30 protein-coding genes are annotated in these 26637 nt (G+C 68.9%); 21 read left to right on the top strand and 9 right to left on the bottom strand.

What is annotated here, in order from left to right:
* Positions 1 to 3: 3 nt before the first annotated feature.
* Complete coding sequence (locus tag ACFWMR_RS06145) at positions 4 to 897, bottom strand: RecB family exonuclease (RefSeq protein WP_093934035.1); 894 nt, start codon at positions 895 to 897, stop codon at positions 4 to 6.
* A gap of 128 nt (positions 898 to 1025) precedes the next feature.
* Between ACFWMR_RS06145 and ACFWMR_RS06140 the strand changes: the two genes are divergently transcribed.
* Both ACFWMR_RS06140 and ACFWMR_RS06135 read left to right on the top strand, forming a co-directional pair.
* Complete coding sequence (locus tag ACFWMR_RS06140) at positions 1026 to 2177, top strand: M50 family metallopeptidase (protein ID WP_378377393.1); 1152 nt, start codon at positions 1026 to 1028, stop codon at positions 2175 to 2177.
* A gap of 58 nt (positions 2178 to 2235) precedes the next feature.
* Positions 2236 to 3060, top strand: a complete 825-nt coding sequence (locus tag ACFWMR_RS06135) for a tRNA (adenine-N1)-methyltransferase (RefSeq protein WP_007035384.1) — start codon at positions 2236 to 2238, stop codon at positions 3058 to 3060.
* Positions 3061 to 3333: 273 nt separating this feature from the next.
* On the opposite strand, the gene ACFWMR_RS06130 is transcribed toward ACFWMR_RS06135, so the two are convergent.
* The gene (locus ACFWMR_RS06130; RefSeq protein WP_093934033.1) at positions 3334 to 3783 is read right to left on the bottom strand and encodes a hypothetical protein; all 450 of its coding nucleotides are present in this window, start codon (positions 3781 to 3783) and stop codon (positions 3334 to 3336) included.
* Positions 3784 to 3793: 10 nt separating this feature from the next.
* Positions 3794 to 4648 carry a hypothetical protein gene (locus ACFWMR_RS06125; RefSeq protein ID WP_093934032.1) on the bottom strand — a complete coding sequence of 285 codons (855 nt, stop codon included), beginning with the start codon at positions 4646 to 4648 and terminating at the stop codon, positions 3794 to 3796.
* Positions 4649 to 5011: 363 nt separating this feature from the next.
* Here ACFWMR_RS06125 and arc point away from each other — a divergent pair, with 363 nt between their 5' ends.
* A complete protein-coding gene (arc, locus tag ACFWMR_RS06120; protein ID WP_005150834.1) occupies positions 5012 to 6814 on the top strand; it encodes a proteasome ATPase in 1803 nt (600 codons plus the stop codon).
* 59 nt (positions 6815 to 6873) lie between these two features.
* On the opposite strand, the gene ACFWMR_RS06115 is transcribed toward arc, so the two are convergent.
* Positions 6874 to 7785, bottom strand: a complete 912-nt coding sequence (locus ACFWMR_RS06115; protein ID WP_378377391.1) for a DMT family transporter — start codon at positions 7783 to 7785, stop codon at positions 6874 to 6876.
* A 107-nt stretch (positions 7786 to 7892) separates the two neighbouring features.
* Here ACFWMR_RS06115 and ACFWMR_RS06110 point away from each other — a divergent pair, with 107 nt between their 5' ends.
* Genes ACFWMR_RS06110 through ACFWMR_RS06095 form a run of 4 tightly spaced genes read left to right on the top strand, consistent with a single transcriptional unit; the run spans position 7893 to position 10662 of the window.
* The gene (locus tag ACFWMR_RS06110; RefSeq protein WP_378377389.1) at positions 7893 to 8714 is read left to right on the top strand and encodes a hypothetical protein; all 822 of its coding nucleotides are present in this window, start codon (positions 7893 to 7895) and stop codon (positions 8712 to 8714) included.
* Positions 8711 to 9055 (top strand): hypothetical protein, encoded by a 345-nt coding sequence (locus tag ACFWMR_RS06105; RefSeq protein ID WP_093934029.1) that lies wholly within the window; start codon positions 8711 to 8713, stop codon positions 9053 to 9055. Before ACFWMR_RS06110 ends, ACFWMR_RS06105 begins: the two co-directional genes overlap by 4 nt.
* Complete coding sequence (locus ACFWMR_RS06100; protein WP_378377387.1) at positions 9052 to 9999, top strand: aldo/keto reductase; 948 nt, start codon at positions 9052 to 9054, stop codon at positions 9997 to 9999. Before ACFWMR_RS06105 ends, ACFWMR_RS06100 begins: the two co-directional genes overlap by 4 nt.
* 57 nt (positions 10000 to 10056) lie before the next feature.
* Positions 10057 to 10662, top strand: coding sequence for a hypothetical protein (locus ACFWMR_RS06095; RefSeq protein WP_378276466.1), 606 nt, complete (start codon positions 10057 to 10059; stop codon positions 10660 to 10662).
* Here the strand turns inward: ACFWMR_RS06095 and ACFWMR_RS06090 are convergent.
* Positions 10659 to 11186, bottom strand: coding sequence for an NUDIX domain-containing protein (locus tag ACFWMR_RS06090; protein ID WP_093934026.1), 528 nt, complete (start codon positions 11184 to 11186; stop codon positions 10659 to 10661). The two genes, ACFWMR_RS06095 and ACFWMR_RS06090, sit on opposite strands and share 4 nt — an antisense overlap.
* Positions 11187 to 11229: 43 nt before the next feature.
* On the opposite strand from ACFWMR_RS06090, the gene dop reads away from it, so the two are divergent.
* From dop to prcA, 4 genes are all read left to right on the top strand, one after another.
* A complete protein-coding gene (gene dop, locus ACFWMR_RS06085; RefSeq protein WP_093934025.1) occupies positions 11230 to 12732 on the top strand; it encodes a depupylase/deamidase Dop in 1503 nt (500 codons plus the stop codon).
* 97 nt (positions 12733 to 12829) lie between these two features.
* Entirely contained in the window at positions 12830 to 13024 is a 195-nt protein-coding gene (locus ACFWMR_RS06080; RefSeq protein WP_005150863.1) for a ubiquitin-like protein Pup, read from the top strand.
* 73 nt (positions 13025 to 13097) lie between these two features.
* Positions 13098 to 13934 (top strand): proteasome subunit beta, encoded by an 837-nt coding sequence (prcB, locus tag ACFWMR_RS06075; RefSeq protein WP_093934024.1) that lies wholly within the window; start codon positions 13098 to 13100, stop codon positions 13932 to 13934.
* A gap of 51 nt (positions 13935 to 13985) precedes the next feature.
* Positions 13986 to 14732 carry a proteasome subunit alpha gene (gene prcA / locus ACFWMR_RS06070; protein WP_378377385.1) on the top strand — a complete coding sequence of 249 codons (747 nt, stop codon included), beginning with the start codon at positions 13986 to 13988 and terminating at the stop codon, positions 14730 to 14732.
* A 160-nt stretch (positions 14733 to 14892) separates the two neighbouring features.
* Here the strand turns inward: prcA and ACFWMR_RS06065 are convergent, their stop codons facing one another.
* Positions 14893 to 16371, bottom strand: coding sequence for a bifunctional phosphatase PAP2/diacylglycerol kinase family protein (locus tag ACFWMR_RS06065; RefSeq protein WP_093936092.1), 1479 nt, complete (start codon positions 16369 to 16371; stop codon positions 14893 to 14895).
* A 147-nt stretch (positions 16372 to 16518) separates the two neighbouring features.
* Here ACFWMR_RS06065 and pafA point away from each other — a divergent pair, with 147 nt between their 5' ends.
* The 4 genes from pafA to ACFWMR_RS06045 all read left to right on the top strand — a co-directional run bounded on the left by pafA (position 16519) and on the right by ACFWMR_RS06045 (position 20317).
* Complete coding sequence (gene pafA, locus ACFWMR_RS06060) at positions 16519 to 17877, top strand: Pup--protein ligase (RefSeq protein WP_005150872.1); 1359 nt, start codon at positions 16519 to 16521, stop codon at positions 17875 to 17877.
* An 80-nt stretch (positions 17878 to 17957) separates the two neighbouring features.
* Positions 17958 to 19001 (top strand): WD40/YVTN/BNR-like repeat-containing protein, encoded by a 1044-nt coding sequence (locus tag ACFWMR_RS06055; protein ID WP_378377383.1) that lies wholly within the window; start codon positions 17958 to 17960, stop codon positions 18999 to 19001.
* 42 nt (positions 19002 to 19043) lie between these two features.
* Positions 19044 to 19385 (top strand): ArsR/SmtB family transcription factor, encoded by a 342-nt coding sequence (locus ACFWMR_RS06050; RefSeq protein ID WP_093936090.1) that lies wholly within the window; start codon positions 19044 to 19046, stop codon positions 19383 to 19385.
* A 71-nt stretch (positions 19386 to 19456) separates the two neighbouring features.
* A complete protein-coding gene (locus ACFWMR_RS06045; protein WP_378377381.1) occupies positions 19457 to 20317 on the top strand; it encodes a TIGR03620 family F420-dependent LLM class oxidoreductase in 861 nt (286 codons plus the stop codon).
* 4 nt (positions 20318 to 20321) lie between these two features.
* On the opposite strand, the gene ACFWMR_RS06040 is transcribed toward ACFWMR_RS06045, so the two are convergent.
* The 3 genes from ACFWMR_RS06040 to ACFWMR_RS06030 are packed head-to-tail and all read right to left on the bottom strand — an operon-like array spanning position 20322 to position 22445.
* On the bottom strand, positions 20322 to 21020 hold the full coding sequence (locus tag ACFWMR_RS06040) for an SDR family oxidoreductase (RefSeq protein ID WP_378377379.1): 699 nt from the start codon (positions 21018 to 21020) through the stop codon (positions 20322 to 20324).
* A complete protein-coding gene (locus ACFWMR_RS06035) occupies positions 21017 to 21469 on the bottom strand; it encodes an SRPBCC family protein (RefSeq protein ID WP_378377377.1) in 453 nt (150 codons plus the stop codon). Before ACFWMR_RS06035 ends, ACFWMR_RS06040 begins: the two co-directional genes overlap by 4 nt.
* Before the next feature lie 37 nt (positions 21470 to 21506).
* Positions 21507 to 22445 carry an NADP-dependent oxidoreductase gene (locus ACFWMR_RS06030; protein WP_378377375.1) on the bottom strand — a complete coding sequence of 313 codons (939 nt, stop codon included), beginning with the start codon at positions 22443 to 22445 and terminating at the stop codon, positions 21507 to 21509.
* A 104-nt stretch (positions 22446 to 22549) separates the two neighbouring features.
* Between ACFWMR_RS06030 and ACFWMR_RS06025 the strand changes: the two genes are divergently transcribed.
* The 6 genes from ACFWMR_RS06025 to tatC all read left to right on the top strand — a co-directional run bounded on the left by ACFWMR_RS06025 (position 22550) and on the right by tatC (position 26635).
* Entirely contained in the window at positions 22550 to 22981 is a 432-nt protein-coding gene (locus ACFWMR_RS06025) for a winged helix-turn-helix transcriptional regulator (protein WP_093936085.1), read from the top strand.
* Between the two features lie 9 nt (positions 22982 to 22990).
* Positions 22991 to 23971: a helix-turn-helix transcriptional regulator gene (locus ACFWMR_RS06020; protein ID WP_093936084.1), complete on the top strand. Its 981-nt coding sequence runs from the start codon at positions 22991 to 22993 to the stop codon at positions 23969 to 23971.
* Positions 23968 to 24945, top strand: a complete 978-nt coding sequence (locus tag ACFWMR_RS06015) for a helix-turn-helix transcriptional regulator (RefSeq protein WP_378377372.1) — start codon at positions 23968 to 23970, stop codon at positions 24943 to 24945. Before ACFWMR_RS06020 ends, ACFWMR_RS06015 begins: the two co-directional genes overlap by 4 nt.
* 9 nt (positions 24946 to 24954) lie before the next feature.
* A complete protein-coding gene (locus ACFWMR_RS06010) occupies positions 24955 to 25164 on the top strand; it encodes a bacteriophage holin (protein ID WP_093936082.1) in 210 nt (69 codons plus the stop codon).
* Between the two features lie 37 nt (positions 25165 to 25201).
* On the top strand, positions 25202 to 25555 hold the full coding sequence (gene tatA / locus ACFWMR_RS06005; protein ID WP_093936081.1) for a Sec-independent protein translocase subunit TatA: 354 nt from the start codon (positions 25202 to 25204) through the stop codon (positions 25553 to 25555).
* 108 nt (positions 25556 to 25663) lie between these two features.
* Positions 25664 to 26635: a twin-arginine translocase subunit TatC gene (gene tatC, locus ACFWMR_RS06000; protein WP_093936080.1), complete on the top strand. Its 972-nt coding sequence runs from the start codon at positions 25664 to 25666 to the stop codon at positions 26633 to 26635.
* Positions 26636 to 26637 lie beyond the last annotated feature (2 nt).

Below are 26637 nucleotides of genomic sequence, written 5' to 3'. Positions count from 1 at the left end.
ACCCTAGTCCGCGCGATCCAATACGGACTCCTCACCGGGATCCGGCTCCGGCCAGCCGGGGTACGGCGGGGGAGTGCCGCCGTACTGCGGGCAGAGCGCCTGGTGGTCGCACCACGCGCAGAGTTTGCTCGGGTTGGGCCGGAAATCGCCGGTCTTGCCCGCTTTGAGGATCGCCTGCCAGATCGCCTCCAGCGTGCGCTCGAAGCGGATCAGCTCGCCCTCGTCGGGCGTGTACGCGAGGGACTGTCCGTCGGTGAGGTACATCAGTTTCAGCTGGCGCGGTACGACACCGCGAAGCCGCCAGAGGACCACGGCGTAGAACTTCATCTGGAACATCGCCTTGGCCTCGCCGATTTCGCGCGGCGCGGCGCCGGTCTTGTAGTCGACGACGCGGATCTCGCCCGTCGGCGCCACGTCCAGCCTGTCGACGTAGCCGCGCAGGAGCACCCCGGAGCCCAGTTCGATCTCGACGTGCAGCTCGCACGCCTCGGGCTCCAGCCGACGCGGGTCCTCGAGACCGAAGTAGGTGTCGACGAGCTGCTCGGCCGAGGAGAGCCACGAGGTGACGGCCTCGGGGTCCTCCTGATCGAACAGCTCGATCCACTCCGGACGTTCCGCGGACAGGTCCTCCCACGCCGGCGCGAGCAGCTCCTTGGCCTGCGGCGGCGTGCGATCGGCTTGCGGAAGGGAGAACAGGCGCTCCAGCACGGAATGCACCAGCGTGCCGCGCAGCTGGGCCTTCGTCGGGGTCTCGGGCAGTCTGTCCACCGCACGGAAGCGGTAGAGCAGCGGGCACTGCTTGAAGTCGCTGGCACGCGACGGGGACAGGGCCGGCCGACGGCGCGGGGTTTCGGCGCCGGGCGGCGGATCGGCGGTGACCGTGTCGGTGTCGGGCATGCGAGGAGGGTATCGCCGGGCACCGACAGTTTCGGGACCGCAACGCACCGGAGCGGCATGACCGACACCACCCGGACGGGCGGGGCGGGTTACCGGTACCCCACACCTGGGCATCTACGCTCTGACACATGGCGGTGACGGGTGAGCACGGCCCGCCTCGACGAGGCGTGGCACCGGAGGGTGGTCTCCTGCTGTTCCGCGTCTCCGGGATCCCCGTGCTGCTCGCCCCTTCGTGGTGGATCGGCTCCCTGATCATCGTGGTGCTCTACACGCCACTGGTCGGACGGCTCCTGCCCGGGGCGACGACGCTGACCTCGTGGCTGCTGGCGGCCGCGTTCGCGGTCCTTCTCGGACTTTCGGTACTCGCGCACGAACTCGGGCACTGCCTGGTCGCGCTCCGGCTCGGGATCCCGGTCCGGAGGTTGCGCCTCTTCCTGCTCGGTGGGCTTTCGGAGGTCGCGAGGACGCCCCGCCAGCCGCGTCAGGAAGGCCTCGTCGCCGCCGCGGGACCGGTCGTTTCGTTGCTGCTCGGCGGTTTCTGCGGGCTGCTCATGTTCGCCGTCCCGGCGGAGAGCGCGGCATGGCTGCTCATCGCCGAATGCGCCGTCGCGAACTTCGCGGTCGGCCTCTTCAATCTCCTGCCCGGACTCCCGCTCGACGGCGGCCGCCTGGTCCGAGCCGGGGTCTGGGCCGCCACGGGTCACCGGGAGAAGGGCACCCGCGCGGCGGTCGTCGGTGGCGGCGCCGTCGCGGCGGGGCTGCTCGTCTGGGCGTTGTGGGGTCTGGCGGCGGGCAGCGAGGACCGCTGGCTGCGGCTCGGTGTCTGTGTCGTGACGGCGTGGTTCGTGATCCTCGGCGCGCGAAGCGAACTCGCCGCCGAAACACGCCGAGGCTGGCCCGAAGGTTTGCTTCTGAGCGAGCTCGTCCGGCCCGTTCTCCAGCTCCCCGCGGAAAGCCCCGTCTCGGACGCGCTGGCGGCTTCGGCGGGCCGTGGGGTGGTCCTGGTGCGTGCCGACGGTGTCGCGGCCGGACTGCTCGACGAGACGGCCGCCGCGCACCTGGCCGGAACTTCGCCGCACGCTCCAGCGGAGATGGCCGCGGAGCCGATCCGCGCCGACACCGTGCTGCTTTCCTCGGAGTCGGGGGAGGAGATCGCCGAGCGCGTCCGGGAAACCGCCGCTTGGCAGTTCCTCGTCGTGGACGACGAAGGCAGGCCCGCGGGGGTGCTCCGGCGCGAGGACCTGCGCGCCGCGATGACCCGGAGCCGACCCCCGGCGTAGCGCGGCACGGCCACCTGCGAGGATCGGTTGTCGATCAGTACGCGGGTATGGAGGTTCAGTGTCGGTCCGAGGGCCGTTTCGTGTAGGTGACCGGGTTCAGCTGACCGACTCCAAGGGGCGGCACTACACCATGGTGCTCGCCGAGGGACAGCAATATCACACCCATCGCGGCGCGTTGGCGCACGACGACGTCATCGGGGCGCAGGAGGGTTCGGTCGTCACGTCGGCAGGCGGCAGCCACTATCTGGCGCTGCGCCCGCTGCTGCCGGACTACGTGCTGTCGATGCCGCGCGGCGCGCAGGTGATCTACCCGAAGGACGCCGCGCAGATCGTGATGTGGGGCGACATCTTCCCGGGCGCGCGGGTGCTCGAAGCGGGGGCCGGTTCCGGCGCGCTGACCTGTTCGCTGCTGCGGGCGGTCGGTTCGGAAGGGACCGTGCAGTCCTACGAGATCCGAGACGACCACGCGGAGCACGCCGAACGGAACGTGGAGAAGTTCTTCGGCCACAAACCGGACAACTGGTCGCTGACGGTCGCGGACCTGTCGACGCACACCGGAGAGGTCGACCGCGTCGTCCTCGACATGCTGGCACCCTGGGATCAGCTGGAGACGGTCGCCGCGCATCTGGTGCCCGGCGGCGTGCTCACTGTCTATGTGGCGACGGTCACACAGCTTTCGCGGATCACCGAAGCCTTGCGGGACCAGCAGTGCTGGACCGAGCCGGAGTCGTGGGAAACGCTGATGCGGCCCTGGCACGTCGTGAGCCTCGCGGTGCGGCCGGATCACCGGATGGTCGCGCACACCGCTTTCCTGCTGACGGCGCGCCGTCTGGCGGACGGGACCGTGTCGCCGCGGGTGCACCGCCGCTCCGGCAAGGGCTGACCCGGCCACGTGGCCATTGCCAAGTCCGTGAAGGCCTCCTTGCCTACCCTCAAGGTAGTGAAGGAGGCCTTCACTACCTTGGCCGGACAAGGACGCCACCTGCCGACCTCGGAAGTGCCCCGTGGGTCCCAAGGCCTGAGGCGAAGGGGACTTTCCGCTCGTGCGATGCGGGGAAAGTCCCCTTCATCTCGCTGACCGCCGCCGTGTGCCGACAGGGCACCGAGGCGCCTGTACCGAACGGTCTCCCCAAGGGCGCTCAGCGCTCGACGGAAATCACGGCACACACCACTTGCCGTCGCGCTTCTTGAGCGGGAAGGGCGTGTCCTTCTGACCGCCCGCGCCCTCGACGTGCACGGTCACGGTCGCGGAGTCGCCGCCGACCGTCGGCGGATCCGGGATGGTGGCGGACACCTTGCCCGCCGCCTCCCACTTCCGCTTGAGCGCGGCCAGGTCGGCCGACGACTGCTGGACGCAGGTGAGCTTGCCGAACGCCGTAGCGTCGTGATTGACGATGGCCGCGGCGATCGCCTTGCCGACGACCTCGACCGCCGCCACGTCCGGGTCCACCGGGACCGGACGGGACGAACTCGGCCATGACGTGGGCGTCACCGAGTCCGGCGCGGCCGGTTCGGAGCCGGACGGGGCCACCAGGAGCAGCCCCACCACGACACCGACCACGACCGCGCCGCATCCGGCGAGAACGGCGATCAGCCTGCTGGACACCGGTTCCGGGTCAGCTCTTGCCGCCGGTGAAGCACCAGAGGTCGGACTCCTTCTTGAAGTTCAAGTTGCCGGAGTCGGTCTTGCTGCCCTGGGTGACCTTCGCGGGCTGCTTGGCGGAGTCCCCGGTGACCTGCATTTCGCCGGTCGCCTCCATCTTGATGTCCTTGGCGATGGGGACTTCGTCCTTCGTGTTCACGCTGCGGCAAGCCGACTGCGCGACGGTCTTCCCGTCGCCGGCGTTGTAGGCGGCGATGACCACCTGCGCCACTTCCTGCGGCGTCGCCTTGCCGAGCGGGGCGGGCCCCGAGCCCTTGGGGGTCGACGAGGTGCTCGGCGAGCTGGACTTGCTCCGGGTCGAGGAAGTGGACGGCTTCGACGACGAAGAAGCGGAGCCCGTCGGAGCGGCGCTGCTCGAGCTGGCGGGCGGTGCCGCGGTCGGGTTGTCGTCGCCCGAGTTCAGCGCGATGACCAGCGCGGTGACACCGCCACCGACCAGCACGACCGCGCCGATCGCGATCCCGACGATCAGGCCGGTCTTCTTTTTCTTGGGCGGCTCGCCTCCGTAACCGCCGCCTTCCGGCGGGTAGGCGTTGTAACCGCCCTGCTGCTGCCCGTACGGATCCGCCTGGCCGAACTGCTGCGTGGCACCGGGGTATCCCTGCTGGGGCTGGGGGCCGCTCTGCGGGTAGCCACCCTGCTGCTGGCCGTACGGGTCTTGTCCGTACTGACCGGGCTGCTGCTGGCCGTACTGGCCGCCACCGGGGTATCCCTGCTGCGGCTGGGGGCCGCTCTGCGGGTACCCGCCCTGCTGCTGGCCGTACGGATCCTGTCCGTAGCCGCCGGGCTGTTGCGGCGGGTAAGTCATGGCTGTTGCCCCCTAGCTGTTCTGCGAAAATGCTCAACACGACCTGCCGGTCCGCCTCCCCGGCGAACGTCGGCCCGATGCTAGCCACCGAGCCGGATCGCCGCTCGATTAGGGCCGAACTGATACCGGAATCCCGTTTGCACCCGGACGGAGCCGGGTATTCCGCCGCAGGTCAGGACAGGTGGACGGAATGTGACCAGCAGAGTGCCGGACCCGGCACCGGGATGGCCCCTTGCGCGGCGCGAAGGTACGTGCTGTCAGGTCGTCCGGAACGCGACGCGCCGATCTTGTGATGCGGAAAGGCCTTTTATTGTCGGTGATCGCCGGTACCGTGGAATGAAAAGCACTCCGAGGAGGTGCCCAATGCATCATGACCTTCCCGGAGGTCGGCGCGAGGAGGCCGACCCTTCAGAAACGACCGGAGCTGGAACCACGTCCGACGAGCAGGCACGTCAAATTCGCTTCCTCGAGGAGGAAGTCGCCCTGCTGCGCCGGAAGCTCACCGATTCGCCACGTCAGAACCGAGTCCTGGAGCAGCGACTCGCCGAGGCGTCGGAACGAGTGAGCCAACTCACGGAACGCAACACGAAACTGGTCGAGACGCTCCGCGAGGCGCGTGGCCAGTTGCTCGCGTTGCGAGAGGAGGTCGACAGGCTGGCTCAGCCTCCGAGCGGTTACGGCGTGTTCGTCACCGCGTACGAGGACAACACGGTGGACGTGTTCACCGCGGGCCGCAAGATGCGGGTTTCGGTCTCACCCGCGGTCGAGGTCTCGTCACTGCAGCGCGGACAGGCGTTGCGGCTCAACGAGGCGCTCACCGTCGTCGAAGGCGGTGACTTCGAGCGGATCGGCGAGGTCTGCGCACTGCGCGAGGTGCTGGCACCGGACGTCGAGGGCGGCAGCCCCCGTGCGCTGGTGGTCGGGCACGCGGACGAGGAGCGGGTCGTCCTGCTCTCCGATCCGCTGGCCGAACAGCCCCTCAAGCCGGGCGATTCCCTGCTGGTGGACTCGAAGGCCGGTTACGCCTACGAGCGCGTGCCGAAGGCGGAGGTCGAGGATCTCGTGCTGGAGGAGGTGCCCGACGTCCGCTACGAGGACATCGGTGGCCTCACCCGGCAGATCGAGCAGATCCGCGACGCCGTCGAGCTTCCGTTCCTGCACGCGGATCTCTACCAGGAGTACCAGCTGCGCCCGCCCAAGGGCGTGCTGCTCTACGGGCCTCCTGGCTGCGGTAAGACCCTCATCGCGAAGGCGGTGGCCAACTCGCTCGCCAAGAAGGTCGCGGAAGCACGCGGCGACGCGGCGGACGGGAAGTCCTACTTCCTGAACATCAAGGGTCCGGAGCTGCTGAACAAGTTCGTCGGGGAGACCGAGCGGCATATCCGCCTGATCTTCCAGCGGGCTCGGGAAAAGGCCTCCGAAGGCACCCCGGTGATCGTGTTCTTCGACGAGATGGACTCGATCTTCCGCACCCGCGGTTCGGGCGTGTCCTCCGACGTGGAGACCACGATCGTCCCGCAGCTGCTTTCGGAGATCGACGGTGTCGAGGGCCTGGAGAACGTCATCGTCATCGGCGCCTCCAACCGCGAGGACATGATCGACCCGGCGATCCTGCGGCCGGGCCGGCTCGACGTCAAGATCAAGATCGAGCGTCCGGACGCCGAAGGCGCGAAGGACATCTTCTCCAAGTACCTGTCCGACGGTCTGCCGATCCATTCGGACGACCTCGCCGAGTTCGGCGGCGATGTGCGGGCGACGTTCGACGCGATGATCCAGCACACGGTCGAGCGGATGTACGAGGAGACGGACGAGAACAGGTTCCTCGAGGTCACCTACGCCAACGGTGACAAGGAAGTCCTGTACTTCCGTGACTTCAACTCGGGCGCGATGATCCAGAACATCGTGGACCGGGCGAAGAAGTCGGCCATCAAGTCCGTGCTGGAGACCAAGCAGCCCGGCCTGCGCGTGCAGCACCTGCTGGACGCGATCGTCGACGAGTTCGCGGAGAACGAGGACCTGCCCAACACCACCAACCCGGACGACTGGGCCCGGATCTCCGGCAAGAAGGGCGAGCGGATCGTCTACATCCGCACGCTCGTCACCGGCAAGAACCAGGATTCGGGGCGGGCGATAGACACCGCCACGAACACCGGTCAGTACCTGTAACGCGGTCCGAAGGGGCCCTTCACCACATCCCATGTGGTGAAGGGCCCCTTCGTCACGTCTTATGCGGGTACGGCGTCCTTCAGCTTCTTGCGCGGGCTCAGCCGCCCGTGCGCGGCCAGGATCCCGAAGACCACGAGCAGCGCGCCGACAGGCTGGTTCCACGCCAGCGGTTCGTCGAGGACCAGCACGCCGAGCAGCACGCCGACCACGGGTGTGAGGTAGGTCACCGCCGACGCGTTCGACGCGCCCCACGCCGCGATAATCGACGCGTTCCAGGCGTACGCGAGCCCAGTGCCCAGCGCTCCGAGCGCGATCATGCTGAGGACGATCGATGTGTCGAGGTGGACCGGCGTCGTCGCGATGAACGGCGCGAGCACCAGCATCACGACGGCGCCGCAGCAGACCTGCCCGAGCGCGATGGTCGGCGGGTCGAGGTCGCGCCAGGAGATGAACCGTCGCACGTACACGAACGAGATCCCGTAGCAGGTCGTCGCCCCGAGGCAGGCCAGCTGCGCGGTCAGCTCGTGGGAGACGTCGATCCCTTGCCAGACCCCGACGATGGTCAGCACGCCGAGGAATCCGAGGATCAGGCCGGTCGTGCGGGCCTTCGTGAACCGCTCGGACGGCAGGGCGGCCGCGGCGATGAGCATCGTGATGAGCGGGGTCGTCGCGTTGAAGATGCTGGCGAGCCCGGAGGAGATGTACTGCTCTGCCCAGGAGAAGAGCAGGAACGGGATGACGCACAGCAGAACGGAAACGACCGCGAGATGGCCCCAGACGGCCGGGTCGCGGGGAAGTGGCTTGCGACGCCAGGCAGCGATGGCGATCAGCGCCACGGCGCCGAGGACGACCCGGGAAAGCGCGACCTGGGCCGGTGACAAACCGGTGAGGCCGATTTTGATGAACAGAAAACTCGCGCCCCATACGACCGCGAGTGCCGCGAATCGGATCGCGATACCGAAACGTCCCAATTGTCCTTCTCCTGAGTTCTCAACTTCAGGCCCAGTGAATCTGGAATCCACCTTGCGCTCCAGCGGTTTTCGGACGATGTGTCCGACGCCTCCAGTAGGTTCCGTGCATGGGGACAGGAATCGAGCGGCGCACGGCGGCTGTGCCGGTGGCGCCGCTGTCCGCGCTGGGCCGGATGGGAAGCGCTCAGTGGGAGGTCGAACTGGACCGTGGCGGGGCGCTCGCGGTCACGGGTGCGACCGGCGCATGGGCCGACGAACTCGCCGTGTCGTCCGATCCGGCGGCCTGGCTGCTCGGACAGGGCGGACTGCGGAGCCTGACGGAAGGCATGATCTTCGCCGCCGGGGCCGTCCCCGGGGTCGGGGACAAGCCCGAGCTCCTGCCCGCGCGAGGACCCGAGATCCCGGACGGGCCGGTGCATCCCGCGCTTCCCGCTCGCCTCAAGCCCGCTCCGGGCCGGGAGTTGCGGATGTCGGGACACGAAAGGGCCAGTGAGCGCTGGGTACTGCGTGTCCTGGCGGAAGGGACGCTCGCGAACGGAGCCGGGGACTTCGACCCCCTCGATCCCGGAGTCCTGAAGGACACCGACGATCCCGCTGCCGTCTGGCGCGCGTGCTTCCACGACGAAGATCCCGACATGTGGATCGAAACCGTTGAAATCGTCCGCTCGACCATCGCCGCCATCCCGCGCCCACTCGTGGCCGCGTGCGGCTGGCTCGGTTCGGTGGAGATCTCGGTCAAGGGCGAAGTCGTCGCGTCGGGGCGGCATGGTGGAACGCTGCTCGGACTGCTCGAAGACGCCGGCTTGAAGCGGGACCCGTACGGCGCGATGCGGCGGCTGGCGGGACGGTTGCCGGAAATCGGTGAACCCACGCCCGGCGTGGTGATCACGGTCGGCGACCGTATAACGCCCTATACTTCGAGGCTGTGAGCGAATCCTCCGGGCGCCCGCGCGCGCCGATCACCGAAGCCGATGTCCTGGCGTGGCTGGAAACGACGGCCGCCGCCGTCCGGGCGGGGGAGGTGAGCGCTCCCGAGCTCATCGAGTTGCTGGGCGAGTTGCGGCGCGCCTCCGCGGCCTGCGCCGACGCGTCCGACTGGGCGCTGCTCGCAGCCAGGGAGGAGGGTGCCAGCCTCCGTCAGATCGCGCCGATGTTCGGCAAGGGTTACGTTCGTGCCCCGGCGGCCCGGCTGGAGAAGCTCCACCGGCAGGCGCAGAACTCGAGTCAGTGGCTCGCGATCCTCCGCCACAAGAACGAAGGAGCCCGGTGACGGACACGGAGATCGGCGAGCGGATCGCCGTCGGACTGGCGGCGCTCGGCAGGCCCGCGTACATCAACCTCGGCCGGGTCGACGCGCTTCCGCCCGGACGCGAGTTCGAGGCGATGCGTGAGGCCACCTATGACGTGCTGGACGACGCGTACCGCGCGGGCGTCCGGTGGATCGACGTCGCCCGTTCGTATGGTTCTTCGGAGGAGTTCCTCGCCGGCTGGCTCGCCGATCGCGCCCACCGCGACGTGACGGTGTCGAGTAAATGGGGCTACCGCTACGTCGGCGAGTGGAAACTCGACGCGGAGGTCCACGAGGTCAAGGAACACACGGCGGCGCGCTTCGCCGAGCAGTGGGCGGAAACCGTTGGTCTGCTGGGGAAAGCCGTATCGCTCTACCAGGTCCACTCGCTCACTGTGGACAGTCCGCTGTTCACCGACGAGCGGCTGATCGGGGCGCTGGCCGAACTCGCCGCCGACGGTGTCCCCGTCGGCTTCTCCACGTCCGGTCCGGCACAGGCCGACGCCGTCCGCCGCGCGTTCGAGCTGGAAGTGGCCGGAACGCCGGTCTTCAGCGCCGTTCAGTCGACGTGGAACCTGCTGGAACCCTCCGTCGGCCCGGCGCTCGCGGAGGCGCGTGCCGCCGGGAAACAGGTACTGGTCAAGGAAACCGTCGCGAACGGGCGGCTGGTGGTCGAGCCACCGCCGGTGCTCGCGCGGATCGCGCGGGAGCACGAGGCCGGCCCGGACGCGGTGGCGATCGCGGCCGTCCTGGCCCAGGACTGGCGGCCGGTCGTGGTCATCGGCCCGTCGAGCACGGCCCAGCTCGCGGAGAATCTCGTTGCCGCCAAGGCGAAGCCGACCGCCGACGAACTCTCGGAACTGGCCGCGCTCGCCGAAGAACCGGTCGCCTACTGGCGGCACAGGTCCTGCCTCGGCTGGCACTGAGGGGCTGGACTAGTCTCGCGGCAAACATCAGGCGGGACATCCGGGGGAGGCTCGAGGGTGCGTCATCGGCAGGTGCTCGCGGTGGCGACGGTCGCGCTGTTCGGTCTGTCGGGCTGTGCCGACCGGCCCAACGACCTCGACACCTACTACGACGACCCGACACCGACGCCCACGGTCGAACCCGTGCAGCCGTCGGTGAAGCCGCAGGCCGCCCCGGTCCCGCCGCCGTCGACCCGGGCTCCGGTCCCCGCCGCCGTTTCCGCCGCGCTGCTGACCGACGAGGACGTCGCCGAGGAAGAGGTCGTCCCGGGCGAGAGCAAGGTGTCCGGCTGTCTGACCGGTCTGACGCGCGGAGCGAGCCGTTCGACGGCGTGGTCGTATCCGAGCGGTTCGACGCTGGAGCATCAGGTCACGGAGTACCCTGATCGCGACGCCTCGGACGTCGTCGCCCAGGCGGACTGCGAAGGCAAGAAGCTCACGCTGACGAAGCAGGCAGGCATCGAAGTCCAGCGCGCCTGGTGTGAAGGCACCACGTGCACGGTGTTGCTCGCCAAGGGGAAACTCGTCTCCGCCCTCAGCGTGACCGCCGGAACCGAGGCACGGGCGACGGACGCGGCGAAGCGGCTGCTGCCGATCGTCGCGCAGCGCCTCCGTTCGGCCTAGGCGCTGTCCTGTAAGTCTTCCCGCCGGAACCACTCCAGCGCGCCGAGACGTCCGTCCGGGATGAACCGGCTTTCCGGATCGTCGAGCCACGAACGCAACTCGGGCAACGTCAGCCACCGTCCTTCGACCACTTCGGACGGCTGATGGACGAAAGGGCCGTCCCATCGCGTTTCGTAGGCGAAGTTGTGGCAGCGGATCAGATCGTCGTCGGTGACGTGGACGAACAGCGGCCGCAGTTCCACCCCGTGAACACCCAGTTCTTCAGCCAGTTCGCGGCGGGCGCACTCCTCCGGTGTCTCGCCCGCGGCGACGATCCCGCCCGCCCAGCAGTCCCATGTGGAGGGATAGACGTCCTTGGTGGCGGTACGGAGATGCACGTAGACGCGGTTTCCGTCACCCGAACGGACCAACACCACGCCCGCCGCGTGCCAGAGGCCTTCGGCGCGGACCCGGGAGCGAGTGGCCTCTCCCGCCACGGTTCCGTCGAGGTCATAGAGCGCAACGAGTTCGTCACTGCCTGACATGGGGGGCATCGTCGCACGCCTCCGACCCCGTAGGGTGGTGGGTATGCGGCGGATCATGGGAACCGAAGTCGAGTACGGCATCGCGGTGCCGGGCGACGCGACGGCGAACCCGGTACTTACCTCGACCCAGGTCGTGCTGGCCTACGCGGCCGCGGCGGACATCCCGCGAGCGAGGCGGGCACGGTGGGACTACGAGGTGGAATCGCCCTTGCGCGACGCCCGTGGGTTCGACCTGACCGGCCCGAGCGGCCCGGGCCACGACCCGGACGTCGAGGACCTCGGCGCGGCGAACGTGATCTTGACCAACGGGGCGCGGCTGTACGTCGACCACGCTCACCCGGAGTACTCGGCGCCCGAGGTGACGAACGCGCGCGACGCGGTCATCTGGGACAAGGCGGGGGAGCGGGTGATGGAGGAGGCGGCGCGCAAGGCCGCCACCGTTCCCGGCCAGCCGCCGTTGCAGCTGTACAAGAACAATGTCGACGGCAAGGGCGCGAGCTACGGCACGCACGAGAACTACCTGATGCAGCGGTCGACGCCGTTCACCGCGGTGATCGCGGGGCTGACGCCGTTCTTCGCCTCCCGCCAGGTGGTCACCGGTTCGGGCCGCGTCGGCGTCGGGCAGCAGAGCGAGGAAGCGGGCTTCCAGCTCTCGCAGCGCTCCGACTACATCGAGGTCGAGGTCGGCCTGGAGACGACACTCAAGCGCGGCATCATCAACACGCGCGACGAGCCGCACGCCGACGCGGACAAGTACCGGCGGCTGCACGTCATCATCGGTGACGCCAACCTCGCGGAGTACTCGACGTATCTCAAGGTCGGGACGACGGCGCTGGTGCTGGACCTGATCGAGGCGGGCATCCGGTTCGACGACCTGAAGCTGGACGAGCCGGTGCGCGCGGTGCACCAGATCAGCCACGATCCCACGCTGAAGGCGAAGGTGTCGCTGGCCAACGGGCGGAAGTACACCGGGCTGGACCTCCAGTTCGCCTATCACGAGATCGCGTCGGCGAACCTGGAGCGCACCGGCGCGGACGAGGCCTCCAAGGAGGTCCTGCGGGTCTGGGGCGAGATCCTGGACGCGCTGGCACGGGACCCCCAGGAATGCGCGGACAGGCTGGACTGGCCGGCGAAGCTGCGGTTGCTCGAGGGCTACCGCGCTCGGGACCAGCTGGCCTGGGGCGCGCCGCGGTTGCGGCTGGTCGACCTGCAGTACTCGGATGTCCGGCTGGACAAGGGCCTGTACAACAGGCTCGTCACCAGGGGCTCGATGAAGCGCCTGGTGTCCGAGGAGGAGGTGCTGGAGGCGGTCACCACCCCGCCTTCCGACACCAGGGCCTACTTCCGGGGCCGCACGCTGGAGAAGTACGCCAACTCCATCGCCGCGGCGTCCTGGGATTCGGTCATCTTCGACGTCGGCAGGGAATCGCTGGTGCGGATTCCGACGTTGGAGCCGTTGCGGGGCACGAAGGCCCACGTGGGGAAGTTGCTGGACGACTCCGCGACCGCCGAGGAGCTGGTGGAGGCGCTCACCGGTTCGGACTAGCGGTATTTCCTTTCATCGGGGTTAAGCGATCACGGATCCCACGGAATGTCGGGACCGCTGGGTAGGCTAGGAAACATCGGCCACACCGGGAGGCGAGATGGCTCAGGAAAAGATCGAAAAGCACGGCGGAGGCGACTCGGACGAAGAGTTCGAGGGCGGCGGTCCGGCGGGCCAGGAGCGGCGCGAGAAGCTCGGTGAGGACGTCGACACGATCCTCGACGAGATCGACGACGTACTCGAAGAGAACGCCGAGGACTTCGTGCGCGCGTACGTGCAAAAGGGCGGCGAGTAACCGTCTTCCGGCGGCCCTCCGTGGCCGTCTGTGCGGAGCCGGCGGATCACACAGATTGGAACTTTGAGCACGTATGGAACACACCTCGGGTAAGTCGGCGCTGCCCGCCGCGTACTTCTCGTCGGCGACCTCGTCGTTCTCGGACTTCCTTCGGGCGCAGGCGCCCGAACTGCTCCCGGAGCGGCGGGTCGCCGCGGGCGCGGGCGGGCTGGACGCGCCGCACGGGACGACGATCGTCGCGGTCAAGTTCGCGGGCGGGGTGCTGATCGCCGGTGACCGGCGGGCGACGTCGGGCAACCTGATCGCCTCGCGGGACATGGAGAAGGTTCACGTCACCGACGAGTACTCGGCGGTGGGCATCGCGGGCTCGGCCGGGCTGGCGATCGAGATGGTGCGGCTGTACGCGGTCGAACTGGCGCACTACGAGAAGATCGAGGGTGTTTCGCTCTCGCTCGACGGCAAGACGAACAAACTCGCCGGACTGGTGAAGTCCAACCTCGAGATGGCGATGGCCGGCCTCGCCGTGCTGCCGCTGTTCGTCGGGTACGACCTCGACGCGGAGGACGCGAAGCACGCGGGCCGGATCGTCTCGTACGACGCGACGGGCGGGCGCTACGAGGAGAGCGCCGGCTACCACGCCATCGGCTCGGGTTCGCTGTTCGCGAAGGGCTCGCTGAAGAAGCTGCACGACCCGGACGCGGACGCCGAAGCCGCGATCCGGGTGGCGGTGGAGGCGTTGTACGACGCGGCGGACGATGACACCGCGACCGGCGGACCGGATCTGGTGCGCCGGATCTTCCCGACGATCGTGACGGTCACCGCGGAGCAGGGTGCGGTGGCGTTGCCGCTCGAGCAGACGACCGCGGTGGCCGAAGCGGTCGTCGCCGCCCGAGCCGAGCGCGGGCGCTAGTCCTCCTCCCTGTCCCTTTCCGATGAGAGCCAGAAAGAGCGGAGCACCACAGTGACGATGCCGTTGTACGCCTCTCCCGAGCAGTTGATGCGGGAGCGTTCCGAGATCGCGCGCAAGGGCATCGCGCGTGGCCGGAGCGTGGTCGTGCTCAAGTACCGCGGTGGCGTGCTGTTCGTGGCCGAGAACCCTTCGGCGACGTTGCACAAGGTGTCTGAGATCTACGACCGGATCGGTTTCGCGGCCGTCGGCCGCTACAGCGAGTTCGAAAACCTCCGTGTCGCCGGCATCCGGCACGCGGACCTGAAGGGCTACCAGTACGACCGGCGGGACGTCAGCGCGCGTGCGCTGGCGAACGCGTACGCCGCGACGCTCGGCAGCATCTTCACCGAGCAGCTGAAGCCGTTCGAGGTCGAGGTCTGCGTCGCCGAGGTCGGCGCGACCGCGGCCGAGGATCAGCTGTACCGGTTGACCTACGACGGTTCGATCTTCGACGAGCCGAAGTTCGTCGTGATGGGCGGTCAGGCCGACACGCTCACCACGAAGCTGAAGGAGAGCTTCGAGGCGGACATGGACCTGGGCGTCGCGCTCGGGGTCGCGGTGAAGGCGTTGCGCGACAACACCCCGGCGCCCGCCAACGGCGACTCGGACCCGGTGAAGCTCGAGGTCGCCGTCCTGGAGCGCGAGCGCCGTGGCCGCAAGTTCCGTCGGGTCGCCGGCGCGGCGCTCGACGCGCTGCTGCCCGCCGAGCCGGAAGAGCCGAAGGAAGACGACGCCGAAGGTGAGTCCAAGAAGGACTGAGTCTCGTCAGTACGTGAAGGCCCCCTTCCTTACGCCAGGCGCAAGGAAGGGGGCCTTCACGTACTCAGCCACTGAGCGTCCCCAATGTGGCATTGGGGGCACTGAGCGTCCCCAATGCCACATTGGGGACGTCACGGAGCAGGGACGGCTGAGCCGTGTCCTAGAGCCGGTAGATGGTGAGCGCGCTGGGCCGTGACCGGAACAGGAAGTCGTTCCCGAGCGGTCCGACCTCACCGTCGGTGGCGACGCGACGGTTGCCGTTGAGCAGCCGGACGTGCAGCTCCGGGACGTCGAGTTCCTGGTAGACGTGACTGGCGTTGAGGCTGTTCGTGATCGTCGCGAGGATGAACCGCGCTCGTGAGTAGGGCATGTCGGCCCGCAGGTAGCGGACGTCGAGCAGACCGGTGTCGAGCGCCGGTCGGTGCGAGGGCGCGAACCCCTTGGGCGAGTAGGTGCCGTTGCCGACGAACAGCAGCCAGATGCTGGTGTGCTTGCCGTTGAGGGTCACTTCCAGCGGTTTCGCGCGCCGGAGGGTACGGGCGAGCGCGATCGCCGCGGACGGCCACTTCGGATGCCGCTTTTGCAGCTTTTCCCTTATCCGCACCATTTCCGGGTAGCCGCCGAGGCTGGCGGTGTTGACGAAGTAGCGGTGGTCATCGTCGTCGTTGATCTCGACCTCGCCGAGGTCGACGCCGACGGCGTTGCCCGCTTCGGTGGCGGCGTCCGCGTCGGGCATCGAGCGCATGCCGACGTCGCGGGCGAAGTGATTGAGGGTGCCGGCCGGGATGAGCGCGAGCGGCAGGTCGTGGTCGGCCGCGACGGCGGCCACCGCGGCGACCGTCCCGTCCCCGCCGGCCACACCGAGCGCGCGCACCGTGTTGTCCCGGGCGGCGATCTCGTCGCAGAGCTGTTCGCGCAGGTCCCGCTTCGCGTCCGGGTACAGGATGGTGGCCTTGGGCCAGGCGAAGCGGGCTTCCTCGGTCGGGTCCTGGCCGTCGATCCCCGAATGCGGGTTGACCAGGACGAGCATGTCCTCGCCGTCGCGCATCTCGGGTGCGTCGGCGGTGTGCGCGGTGCGGGCGGGGACGTCGGGGTTCAGCGGCCACCAGTGGCGCGTCAGCAAGCCCGCGCCGACACCGATGCCGATCCCGACGCCGACGTCACTGGGCCAGTGGACGCCGGTGTGGACCCGCGAGTAGGCGACGGCGGCGGCCAGCGGCACGAGGGCCGCGCCCGCCTTGGGTGATTCCATCGCGACGGCCGTGACGAAGGCGGCCGCCGACGCCGAGTGCCCGGACGGGAACGACGACGAGGTCGGACGCCGGACAAGGCGCCGGTGCAGCGGAACCTCCTCGGCCGCGGGACGGCGGCGGGGGAACAGTGGCTTGCCGATCAGGTTCGCCGCGGCGCTCGCCCCGGCGATCGCGGCCACGCCGCGGAGCGCGCCTCGGCGTGTCGGGCCCTTCTTCGCCGCGAGCGCGATCGCGACACACCACCAGAGCTTGGATTTGTCGGCACTTTTGGAGAGCGACGTGATCACGTCGTCGGCCCTGGTCCTCGGCAGCGCCGCGCTCCGTGCCATCAACCGTCTGTCGGTCCGCCCGACCTTGCGGAAAGGGCGCTTGAGCTGCTTTAACACGGGTTCCCCACTTCCGGGCCGGGACGTCATGTGCGTGATACCCGATCGGGACTTCCCGCACACCTTTCACCGAATGCAACGTACCGACCGCGTGTCGACGCCCGAACGGCGCACCTTCAGTGGGTCCTCACCGCCTACTCTGGTGGGATGCAGCGGCGGATCTTTGGCATCGAGACCGAGTTCGGGGTGACGTGCACCTTTCACGGGCAACGCAGGCTCTCCCCGGACGAAGTGGCGCGTTACCTGTTTCGGCGTGTCGTGTCCTGGGGGCGTTCCTCGAACGTCTTCCTGTCGAACGGCTCGCGGCTCTACCTTGACGTGGGCTCTCACCCGGAGTACGCGACGGCCGAGTGCGACGACCTCGTCCAGCTCGTCACGCATGACAAGGCTGGGGAACGGATCCTCGAGGACCTCCTGGTCGACGCGGAGCGGCGGCTGGCGGACGAGGGCATCGGCGGCGACATCTTCCTGTTCAAGAACAACACCGACTCGGCGGGCAACTCCTACGGCTGCCACGAGAACTACCTCGTGACCCGTGCCGGGGAGTTCTCCCGGATCGCCGACGTGCTACTGCCGTTCCTGGTCACCCGGCAGCTGATCTGCGGCGCGGGCAAGGTGCTGCAGACGCCGCGTGGCGCGGTGTACTGCCTGTCCCAACGAGCGGAACACATCTGGGAAGGCGTCTCCAGCGCCACCACGCGCTCGCGGCCGATCATCAACACCCGCGACGAGCCGCACGCCGATGCTGAGCGTTACCGGCGGCTGCACGTGATCGTCGGTGACTCGAACATGGCCGAACCGACCACGATGCTCAAGGTCGGGTCGGCGAACCTGGTGCTGGAGATGATCGAGGCGGGCGTCCAGTTCCGCGACTTCACGCTGGACAACCCGATAAGGGCCATCCGCGAGATCAGCCACGACCTCACCGGCCGTCGCCAGGTGCGGCTCGCCGGCGGCCGCGAGGCGTCCGCGCTGGACATCCAGCGCGAGTACCACGCCCGGGCCGTCCAGCACGTCAAGGAGACCGGTTCGTCGCCGCAGTCCGAGCGCGTCGTCGAGCTCTGGGGCCGGGCGCTGGAGGCGGTGGAGCAGCAGGACTTCAGCAAGATCGACACCGAGATCGACTGGGCGATCAAGCACCGACTGGTCGAGCGCTACCGCGCCAAGCACGACCTCGACCTGTCGAGCCCGCGGATCGCCCAGCTCGACCTGGCCTATCACGACATCCGGCGTGGCCGCGGCATCTTCGACCTGCTGCAGCGCAAGGGCCTCGTGCGCCGGGTGACCGACGACGGTGAGATCGAACTGGCCAAGGACACCCCGCCGCAGACCACGCGGGCGAAGCTGCGCGGTGACTTCATCGCCGCCGCGCAGGCCGCCGGACGTGACTTCACCGTGGACTGGGTGCACCTCAAGCTGAACGACCAGGCGCAGCGGACCGTGCTGTGCAAGGACCCGTTCCGTTCGGTGGACGAACGGGTCGAAAGGCTCATCTCCTCGCTCTGAATTACTCCGTGAAGGCCATCTTGGAAGGCACTGAGCCCTCTAAGGTGGCCTTCACGGATCTTCGAGGGAGAGGTACGCCGATGCGCCGTGCGTTGCTGGTCGTGCTGGGAGCGGTTGTCCCGCTGGCGTTCACCGGCGTCGCGCACGCCGCACCGGACTGTCCTGAACCCGCGTGGACCGAGACCCCGACGGGCACGGACGCGCAGTTGCGCGGGCTCTCCGCGGTGGATTCCCGCACGGCGTGGGTCAGCGGCAGCAAGGGCACCATCCTGCGCACCACCGACCGGGGGCGCACCTGGAAGCCGGTCGCCCCGGCAGGCACCGAGGCGCTCGACTTCCGGGACATCGAGGCGTTCGACGCCGATCACGCGGTCGCCCTGTCGATCGGTCCCGGCGACGCGTCCCGGATCTACCGCACCGACAACGGTGGCAAAAGCTGGCGACTGTCCTTCCAGAACAGTGACCCGGCCGCGTTCTACGACTGTGTCGCGTTCTTCGACCACCGGCGCGGTCTCGCGATGAGCGATCCGGTGGACGGCAAGTTCCGGTTGCAGTCCACTTCGGACGGCGGCCGTACCTGGACGGCCGTGCCCGCCGAGGGCATGGTCCCCGCGCTCGAAGGTGAGTTCGGATTCGCCGCCAGTGGCCAGTGCATCACCACGGCGGGGCCGCGCGACGCCTGGATCGCCACCGGCGGCGGGTCCCGCGCGCGTGTCCTGCACTCCGGCGACGGCGGGAAGACGTGGGAAGCCGCCGACACTCCGCTGCCCAGCGGCGCGTCCGCCGGGGTCTTCTCGGTGACGTTCCGGGATCCGCGGCACGGCGTGGCCATCGGCGGCGATTACGCGGCGCCGAACGCTCCCGGACCGGCTGTCGCGCTGAGCGCGGACAAGGGGCGCACCTGGCGGACGCCGACGGAGGCCCCGGTCGGCTACCGGTCGGGCCTGGCGTGGCTGGGGAACACGGTCATCGCCGTCGGCCCCGGCGGGAGTGACCTGAGCCCGGACGGCGGACGGCACTGGAAGTCGTTCGACACCGGGTCACTGGACTCGGTCGACTGCGCTCACGGCGCGTGCTGGGCGAGCGGGGCGAAGGGCAGGGCGGCCCGCCTCTCCGGCGTGTAGGCGCTGTCCGGTAAATCCGACAGCGCCTAAGCTCGAAGGACCATGACCGCACACGCAGAACCCGTTCCGGAGACCACCGAGCACCTGGTCGAGGTGCTGAAGGCACTTGCCAACCCGATCCGGCTCCAGGTGCTCGGCTGGCTGCGCGAACCGGACCGGCATTTCCCGCCGGAGAAGGCGATCGCCGACCAGAACGAGGTCGGCGTCTGCGTCAGCCATCTCCAGGAGAAGCTGGGGCTCGCGCAGTCCACGGTGTCCGCGTACATGGCCTTGCTGCAGCGCGCCGGGCTCGTCCAGTCCACCCGGGTGGGGAAGTGGACGCACTATCGGCGTGACGAACAGCGGATCGCGCAGCTCGTCGACCTGCTGGGACGCTCCATCTGAGCTCGGCCGGGAATAACATATCGAGAATCTGCGATACTTCGATATGTAAGACTCGACCTGAGGAGAGACAGATGGAACTGGGGCGTTTCGGGATCTGGACGTTCGACTTCGAGGACCAGCCCGCGAGCATGCTGCGGGATTCGGTGCGGGAGCTGGAAGAACTCGGCTGGCCCGCGATCTGGATCCCGGAGCGGGACGGCCGTGAAGCGCTGACTCACGCCGGATTCCTGCTCGCGTCCACCGAGCGGATCGCCGTGGTCAACGGGATCGCGCGGATCGGATCGCGTGGCGCGCGCTGGACCCGCGGCGCGGCGCTGTTGCTGGCCGACGCCTATCCGGACCGGCATGTCCTCGGACTCGGCTTCGGCGGTGCTCAGGCCGGAGTCAAGCCGCTGGACGCGATGAACGACTACCTCGACGAACTCGACGCGGTCACCAGCGCGAACCCGCTGCCCGCCGCGCCGATGCGGCGGCTGCTGGCCGCGTACGGACCGAAGATGCTCGAACTGGCCCGAGACCGCTCCGAGGGCGCGCATACCTATCACGTGACGGTGTCGCACACCGCCCAGGCGAGGGAAGTGCTGGGGGAGAAGGCCTTCCTCGGTGTCGAGCACGCCGTGCTGTTCGAGACCGACCCGGGCAAGGCGCGAGAGATCGCGCGCGAACACCTGCACGGATATCTGACTTCGAAGTACAACGTCGCCAAGTACCTCCGTCTCGGCTACACCGAAGCCGACATCGACGGTGGCCGCGGAAGCGACCGGCTCGTCGACGATCTCGTGTTCTGGGGCGATCTCGACACCGTCACCGCGAAACTGCACGGGCATCTCGACGCCGGCGCCGACCACGTCGGAGTCCAGGTCATCGGAGTCGAGCCCGGCGACACGGCCATGCCGCACTGGCGGCGGCTGGCCGAGTCGCTGCTGCCCTGACCCGCTAGCGGATCTGGCCGGTCGGGCGGACCACGATCTCGTTGACGTCGACCGAGGGCGGCTGCTCCAGCGCGTAGAGCACCGCCCTCGCGATGTCGTCGGGTTCGAGTTTCGGCTTCGACTCCGAACCCTCGGGGATCATCGAGGTTTCGACGAGACCCGGCTGCACGACGGTGACCCGGACGCCGGTGCCGACGGCCTCCTCGCGGATGGATCCGGCCAGTCCGGTCACCGCCCATTTCGTCGCCGAGTAGAGGTTCCCCGGCCGGTGGTAACGCCCGGCGACAGAACCGGTGAGCACGAGGTGCCCCTTCGATTCCGCCAGTGACGGCAGGGTCGCCCGCGCGGTGAGGGCGGTGCCGTAGACGTTCGTCAGTACCATGTCCCGCCACTGCTCGGGGTCCGCGCCGCCGTCGCCGAAGAACGACACGACGACGCTTTGCCCCGCGTTGGCGAACACCGCGTCCAAGCCGCCGAAGGTCTTCTTCGTCGTCTCGACGGCGGCGGACAGCGACTCCCAGTCGGTGACGTCCACCGCGAGCGCGAGGGCGCGATCCTCGCCGAACTCGGCGACGAGGGGGAGCAGTGCCTCGCGGTCGCGGGAGAGCAACGCCAGCCGGAACCCGGCGGCCGCGGCCCGGCGTGCGGTGGCTTCGCCGAGGCCGCGGGAGGTGCCGGTGATCAGCAGTACTCGATCGTTCATGCCTCCAAAGTAGGCGGCGTGTAGCCGTCCCACTCGGGCACCGGTTCGCCGACCAGGGAGGCGCTGAGCCGGTCGAGGTAGAAGTGCCAGCCCTTGAGGATGTCCGAGGTGTCCCAGTCGGTCTTGGGCATCAGGTGCACGAAGTCGAGCACCGTGCCTTCGCCCCGCGGGGTCAGGGTCAGTTCCACTCGCCAGGTCGGTTCCTCTTTGTTCTGCAGGTCCATGACCAGGCGTTTCGGCGGATCGCATTCGCGGATGACGGCATGGCTCGGTTCGGAGCCTTCCTCGGCGGTCATCGAAAGCGCGATCGTGTTGCCGACTCCGGCTTCCCCGGTCCACGGGCCGATCCAGCGTGCCGTGCGGTCGGATTCGGTGAGTGCCGACCAGACGTCTTCGATGGGGTCCGGGTACTCGCGCCGGAGTTCGAGCCGGGTCACGTCGTTGTCCATGAGGTGAAGATAACCGTAGGCTTAATTAAGCGTCAACTTATTCGTTGGTCAAGACCAGTCGCCCGCGCAGTCCGCCCGCCGCCAGACGTTCGTGTGCTTTCACCGCCTCGCTCAGTGGCAAGGTGTCCGCGATCCGGAGCGCGAGCACGCCGTCGTCGACGAGGGTCGCCAGCCCGGCCAGCGCGGTGCCGTCCGCGCGGATCCAGACGTGCTCGACCCTGATGCCGCGCAGGGGAATCGGGGCCGCTCCGGCCGCGAACACCACGAACCGGCCGCGGTTCGCGACGGCGTCCAAGGCTTCGAGTCCGAGCAACGCCGTGTCGAGCGCCGCGTCCGCCCCGCCGGGGACCGCCGCCCGCACACGATCGCCCAGAAAGTCGCCGCGGGGCAGGAAAACCTCCGCGCCGAAACCCCGGACCAAGGCTTCGTCGGCGGAACCGGCGACAGCCACCACGCGAAAACCGTGTGCCTTGGCCAACGCGACCGCGTAGCCGCCGACGGCGCCCGCCGCACCGGTCACCAGGACGGTCGCTCCCGGCGGGAGGTCGAGCAGATCGATCGCCTGCGCCGCGGTGAGACCGTTCAGCGGCAGGGTCGCGGCCTCGGCGAGGGACGCCGTCCGTGGCGCGGCGGCGATCGCGGACGCGTCGAGGACGACGAACTCGGCGTAGGTGCCGAGCGCGGCCGATGGCCTGTCCCGCAAGCCGATGACGGCGTCGCCCACGGTGAAACCCGTGACGCCGTCACCCACCGCGTCCACGGTCCCGGCCACGTCCCAGCCGATCCCGAGCACGTCCCTTGGCGGGATGATCCCCGCCTCGGTCAGGAAACCCGACCTGGTCGCGACGTCGACCGGGTTGACCGCGGCCGCCGCCACCCGCACCCGGACCCGGCCGATACCCGGCACGGGCGTCGGGTGCTCCGCGAACTCCAGGACCTCCGGGCCGCCGAACCGGCGGACCACCACTGCGCGCATCGTTCTCCTCCAAGGTGTCGTTCTCCGGCGAACGTATGGGGAGTTACTCTCCATCGGGAAGTACGCACCTCGAGGTGCCCAACCCACGCGGAGGTACGCGCATCGTGGTCACGCGCACGGCACAGGAACGGCGGGACGAGGAGAAGCGGGCTTACGACGCCTATCTCGCGGCCTGCCCGGCAAGGAAGCTGCTCGACGAGGTGTCGGGCAAGTGGGTCAGCCTCGTCCTCGTCGCCCTCGGCGACGGGCCCCAGCGCTACAGCGACCTCTCGCGCCGGATCGCCGGCGTCAGCCAGAAGATGCTCACGCAGACCCTGCGGACCTTGGAACGGGACGGCCTGCTGACCCGCACCGTCACCGCGTGCGTACCGGTCCGCGTCGACTACGAACTGACCGATCTCGGCCGGAGCCTCCGGCAACTGGTGGCCGGGATCAAGGACTGGGCCGAGGCCAGGTTCGAGGAGGTCGAGTCCGCCAGGGATCGTTACGACGCGCGATCGGCGGCTCTCACCATCGGGTCCGACGGCGCGGGCTAGGGTAACCGGGTGTCCACCGCACGCGCCGAACGATTGGTCAACCTGGTCCTGGCCCTCCTGTCCACGCGGCAGTACCTCACCGCCGAGCGGATCCGGGGCATCGTGCCCGGGTACGCCGACGCGGCCAGCGACGAGGCCTACTTCCGCATGTTCGAGCGCGACAAGACCGAACTGCGCGAACTCGGGATCCCGCTGGAGACCGGTCGCAACTCCGCCTTCGACGCAATCGACGGCTACCGCATCGCGCGCCGCGACTACGAACTCGGCGAAATCGACCTCGCGCCGGACGAGGCGACCGCGGTCGGTCTGGCCGTCCGGCTCTGGGATTCGCCGGAGCTGACGGGAGAAGCCCAAGGCGCGCTGGTGAAGCTCCGCGCCGCCGGGGTCGAGGTCGACGACCACGCCCCGACCGTCGTCGAACCGCGCGTCCGCGCCGAACCGGCGTTCGGCCCGCTGCTGGCCGCCGTCCAAGCCGGCCAGGCGGTGCGCTTCGAGTACCGCCGCAGTGGCTCGGCCGAGCGCAAGATCCGCACCCTCGAACCTTGGGGCGTGGTGTCGTGGCGAGGCCGCTGGTACGTCGTCGGGCATGACAGGGACCGTGGCGCGTCACGGTGTTTCCGCCTCTCGCGGGTGACAGGGAAGGTCGACGCCTTCGGCGCTCTCGGCGTCGTCGAGCGCCCGGACGGGATCAACCTGCTGAAGATGGTCTCCGCCAGCAGCAGTGAGGACCCGTCCGCGCCGACCACCGCCAGCGTCTGGGTCGCCGACGGCCGGGCCGCCGGGGTCCGTCGCCGGGGCCGCGTGGTCGGCCGCAGTGACGCCGGGGGAGAAGAAGGCGACCTCGTGGAGATCGAGCTGTACTACCCCGAATCCGCCGCCGACTGGCTCACCGCGCACGGCCCTGACGTCCTCGTCCTGGAACCCGAAGTCCTCGCGAAGTCGGTCCTCAGCCGTCTCGAAGCCGTCGCGCACGCGGGCGGTGCCCGATGAGCGCCACCGGACGGATGCCGCGCCTGCTCGCGCTCGTTCCGTACCTGCTCGCCCGGCCCGGTATCAAGATCACCGACGCCGCCCACGACTTCGACGTCACGCCCAAGCAGCTGCGCAAGGACCTCGAACTGCTGTGGATGTGCGGACTGCCCGGCTACGGTCCCGGTGACCTGATCGACCTCTCCTTCGAGGGCGACACGATCGTCGTCACGCACGACGCCGGCATGAACCGCCCGCTGCGGCTCACCGGCGGAGAGGCGACGGCCATGCTCGTCGCGCTCCGGGCCTTGGCCGAGACACCCGGCGTGGTCGACGCCGACGCGGTCCGTCGCGCCATCGCGAAGATCGAGGCCGCCGCGGGACAGGCCCAGCCGTCGGGGATCGTCGTCGACAGGGGAGTGCGGGAGGGCAAGAAGACCGCCAGTACCCGCGAAGCCGTCCGGGCCGCTCTCACCGCGAGGCGCGCGTTGCGGATCCGGTACTACACCGCCTCGAAGGACGAGATCACCGAGCGCACCGTCGACCCCATGCGCCTGCTCATCGTCCAGGCTGTCGGCTACCTCGAAGCGTGGTGCCGCCGCGCCGAGGACGTCCGGCTGTTCCGGCTCGACCGCATCGACGAGCTCACCGCGCTCGACGAACCCGCGATGCCGCCCGCGCACGCCCGGCCCACTGACATTTCCGATGGTGTTTTCCGGCCGCGTCCCGATCAGCAGGAAGCCGTTCTCGCCCTCGACCCGGACGCACGCTGGGTAGCCGAGTACTACCCCTGCGAGGAGCTCGACGAGCTCGACGGCGGGCGGCTGCGGATCCGGATGCGCTACGCCGACGAATCGTGGATGGTCCGGCTCATCCTCGGTCTGGGCGGGGACGCGCAGGTGGAGAGCCCCGCCACACTCGGTGAGGCGGTTCGTCGACGAGCCGCCGACGCGCTGGCCCGGGCTCGTCACCTAACGTCAACCTACGAGCAGTAGGGTGACGCCGTGTCGTACCTGCCGAGCATCGTGCTGGCCGTCGCCGGGCTGATCCTGCTCTTCGTTCTGCTAATCAAATTACGCAGAGTCTTGCGCGTGCTCACCCATACGATGAGCATGGTGGCTACGAACACCCGAAAACGGACAGGGCTCCTTCGTGCCCGGTCGGCCGCGCTCCGCGTGGCGATCGCGCAACGACGTGGGCTCGAAGACCGGTAACATCTCACCCAGAGACTCGAGAAGGAGGCCGCAAACGATGAACGCGCTGCAGCCGTGGCACATCATCATCCTGGTGCTCGTCGTTGTTCTGCTGTTCGGCGCCAAGAGGCTTCCGGACGCCGCGCGGTCCATCGGCAAGTCCATGAAGATCTTCAAGGCCGAGACCAAGGACATGGCCGGCGGAGACAAGGACAAGGCCGCCGAGACCGAAGAGGTCGAGACCAAGCAGCTGCCGCAGGCCACCACGCCCGCGCCCGCCGCGCCGGCCGCGTCCGCGCAGGACAAGCAGGTCGCCGACCTCCAGCGCCAGCTCGACGAGCTCAAGAAGCAGCAGGCCGCCACGCCTGCCACGCCCGCTCCGGCCGAGCAGGCGCAGAAGAACGCCAGCTGAGCGGTCTCGGCAAGCAGCTTCTAGCCAGCCCAGCGGAGCCTGTCCGCGGATGAGCGCGCCGTAGCCACGGCGCGCTCATGGTGGACTCTGACGAGAACGGACTGTTCAGTGGCGGATTCCGCCTCAGGTGAGGAACGCCGCGGGTCGAAGCGGCGCAAGCGCAGCCGTCGGACCAATCCCGACGGCACGATGACGCTCATCGAGCACATCTACGAGTTCCGGCGCCGCCTGGGCTTCGCGCTGCTCGCCCTCGTCGCGGGCGGGATCATCGGCTTCATCTGGTTCCAGACCAGGGTGGGTCCGATCCCGTCGCTCGGCGACATCATGACCGGCCCGTACTGCGGCATTCCGTACCAGCGCAGGCTCGGCGGCACTCCGGACGGTCACTGTCAGCTGCTCCAGACGGTCCCGTTCGAAGCCTTCATGATCCAGCTGAAGGTCGGCCTCGCCGCGGGCGCGGTGCTGTTCGCTCCACTGTGGCTGTACCAGTTCTGGGCGTTCATCGCGCCCGGCCTTTACTCGAAGGAGCGCAAGTACGCGCTCACCTTCGTCTTCTTCGCGTCGCTGCTCTTCGCCGCCGGTGCGGTTCTCGCGTACCTGCTCATCCCGCACGCTCTCGAGCTGCTGATGAACTTCGGTGGGGACCAGTTCATCACCGCCCTCACCGGTGACAAGTACATCTCGTTCATCCTGTCGCTGCTGCTGATCTTCGGCGTCAGTTTCGAGCTCCCGCTGCTCGTGGTGATGCTGAACCGCGTCGGCGTCCTGAAGTACCAGACGCTGAAGAAGTGGCGCCGCGGCCTGATCATGGTGGTGTTCGTCTTCGCCGCCTTCGCGACGCCCGGTTCGGATCCGTTCTCGATGCTCGGCCTGTCCGCCGCGCTGATCGTGTTGCTGGAGCTGTCCATCCAGATCGCTCGCTTCCACGACCGCAAGCTGGACAAGGACCGTGGCACCGAGGGCTGGGATCAGCTCGCCGACGACGAGGCCGCGCCGTTCGACTACACGCCGACCACGATCGACGACGAACCCTCGACCACCGCCGGTGGCAAGCGGACCAACACCGACGACGTCACCTGATC

Source organism: Amycolatopsis thailandensis (assembly GCF_042723255.1).
GTDB lineage: Bacteria > Actinomycetota > Actinomycetes > Mycobacteriales > Pseudonocardiaceae > Amycolatopsis > Amycolatopsis thailandensis.
This window is presented reverse-complemented; position numbering and strand designations above follow the sequence as displayed.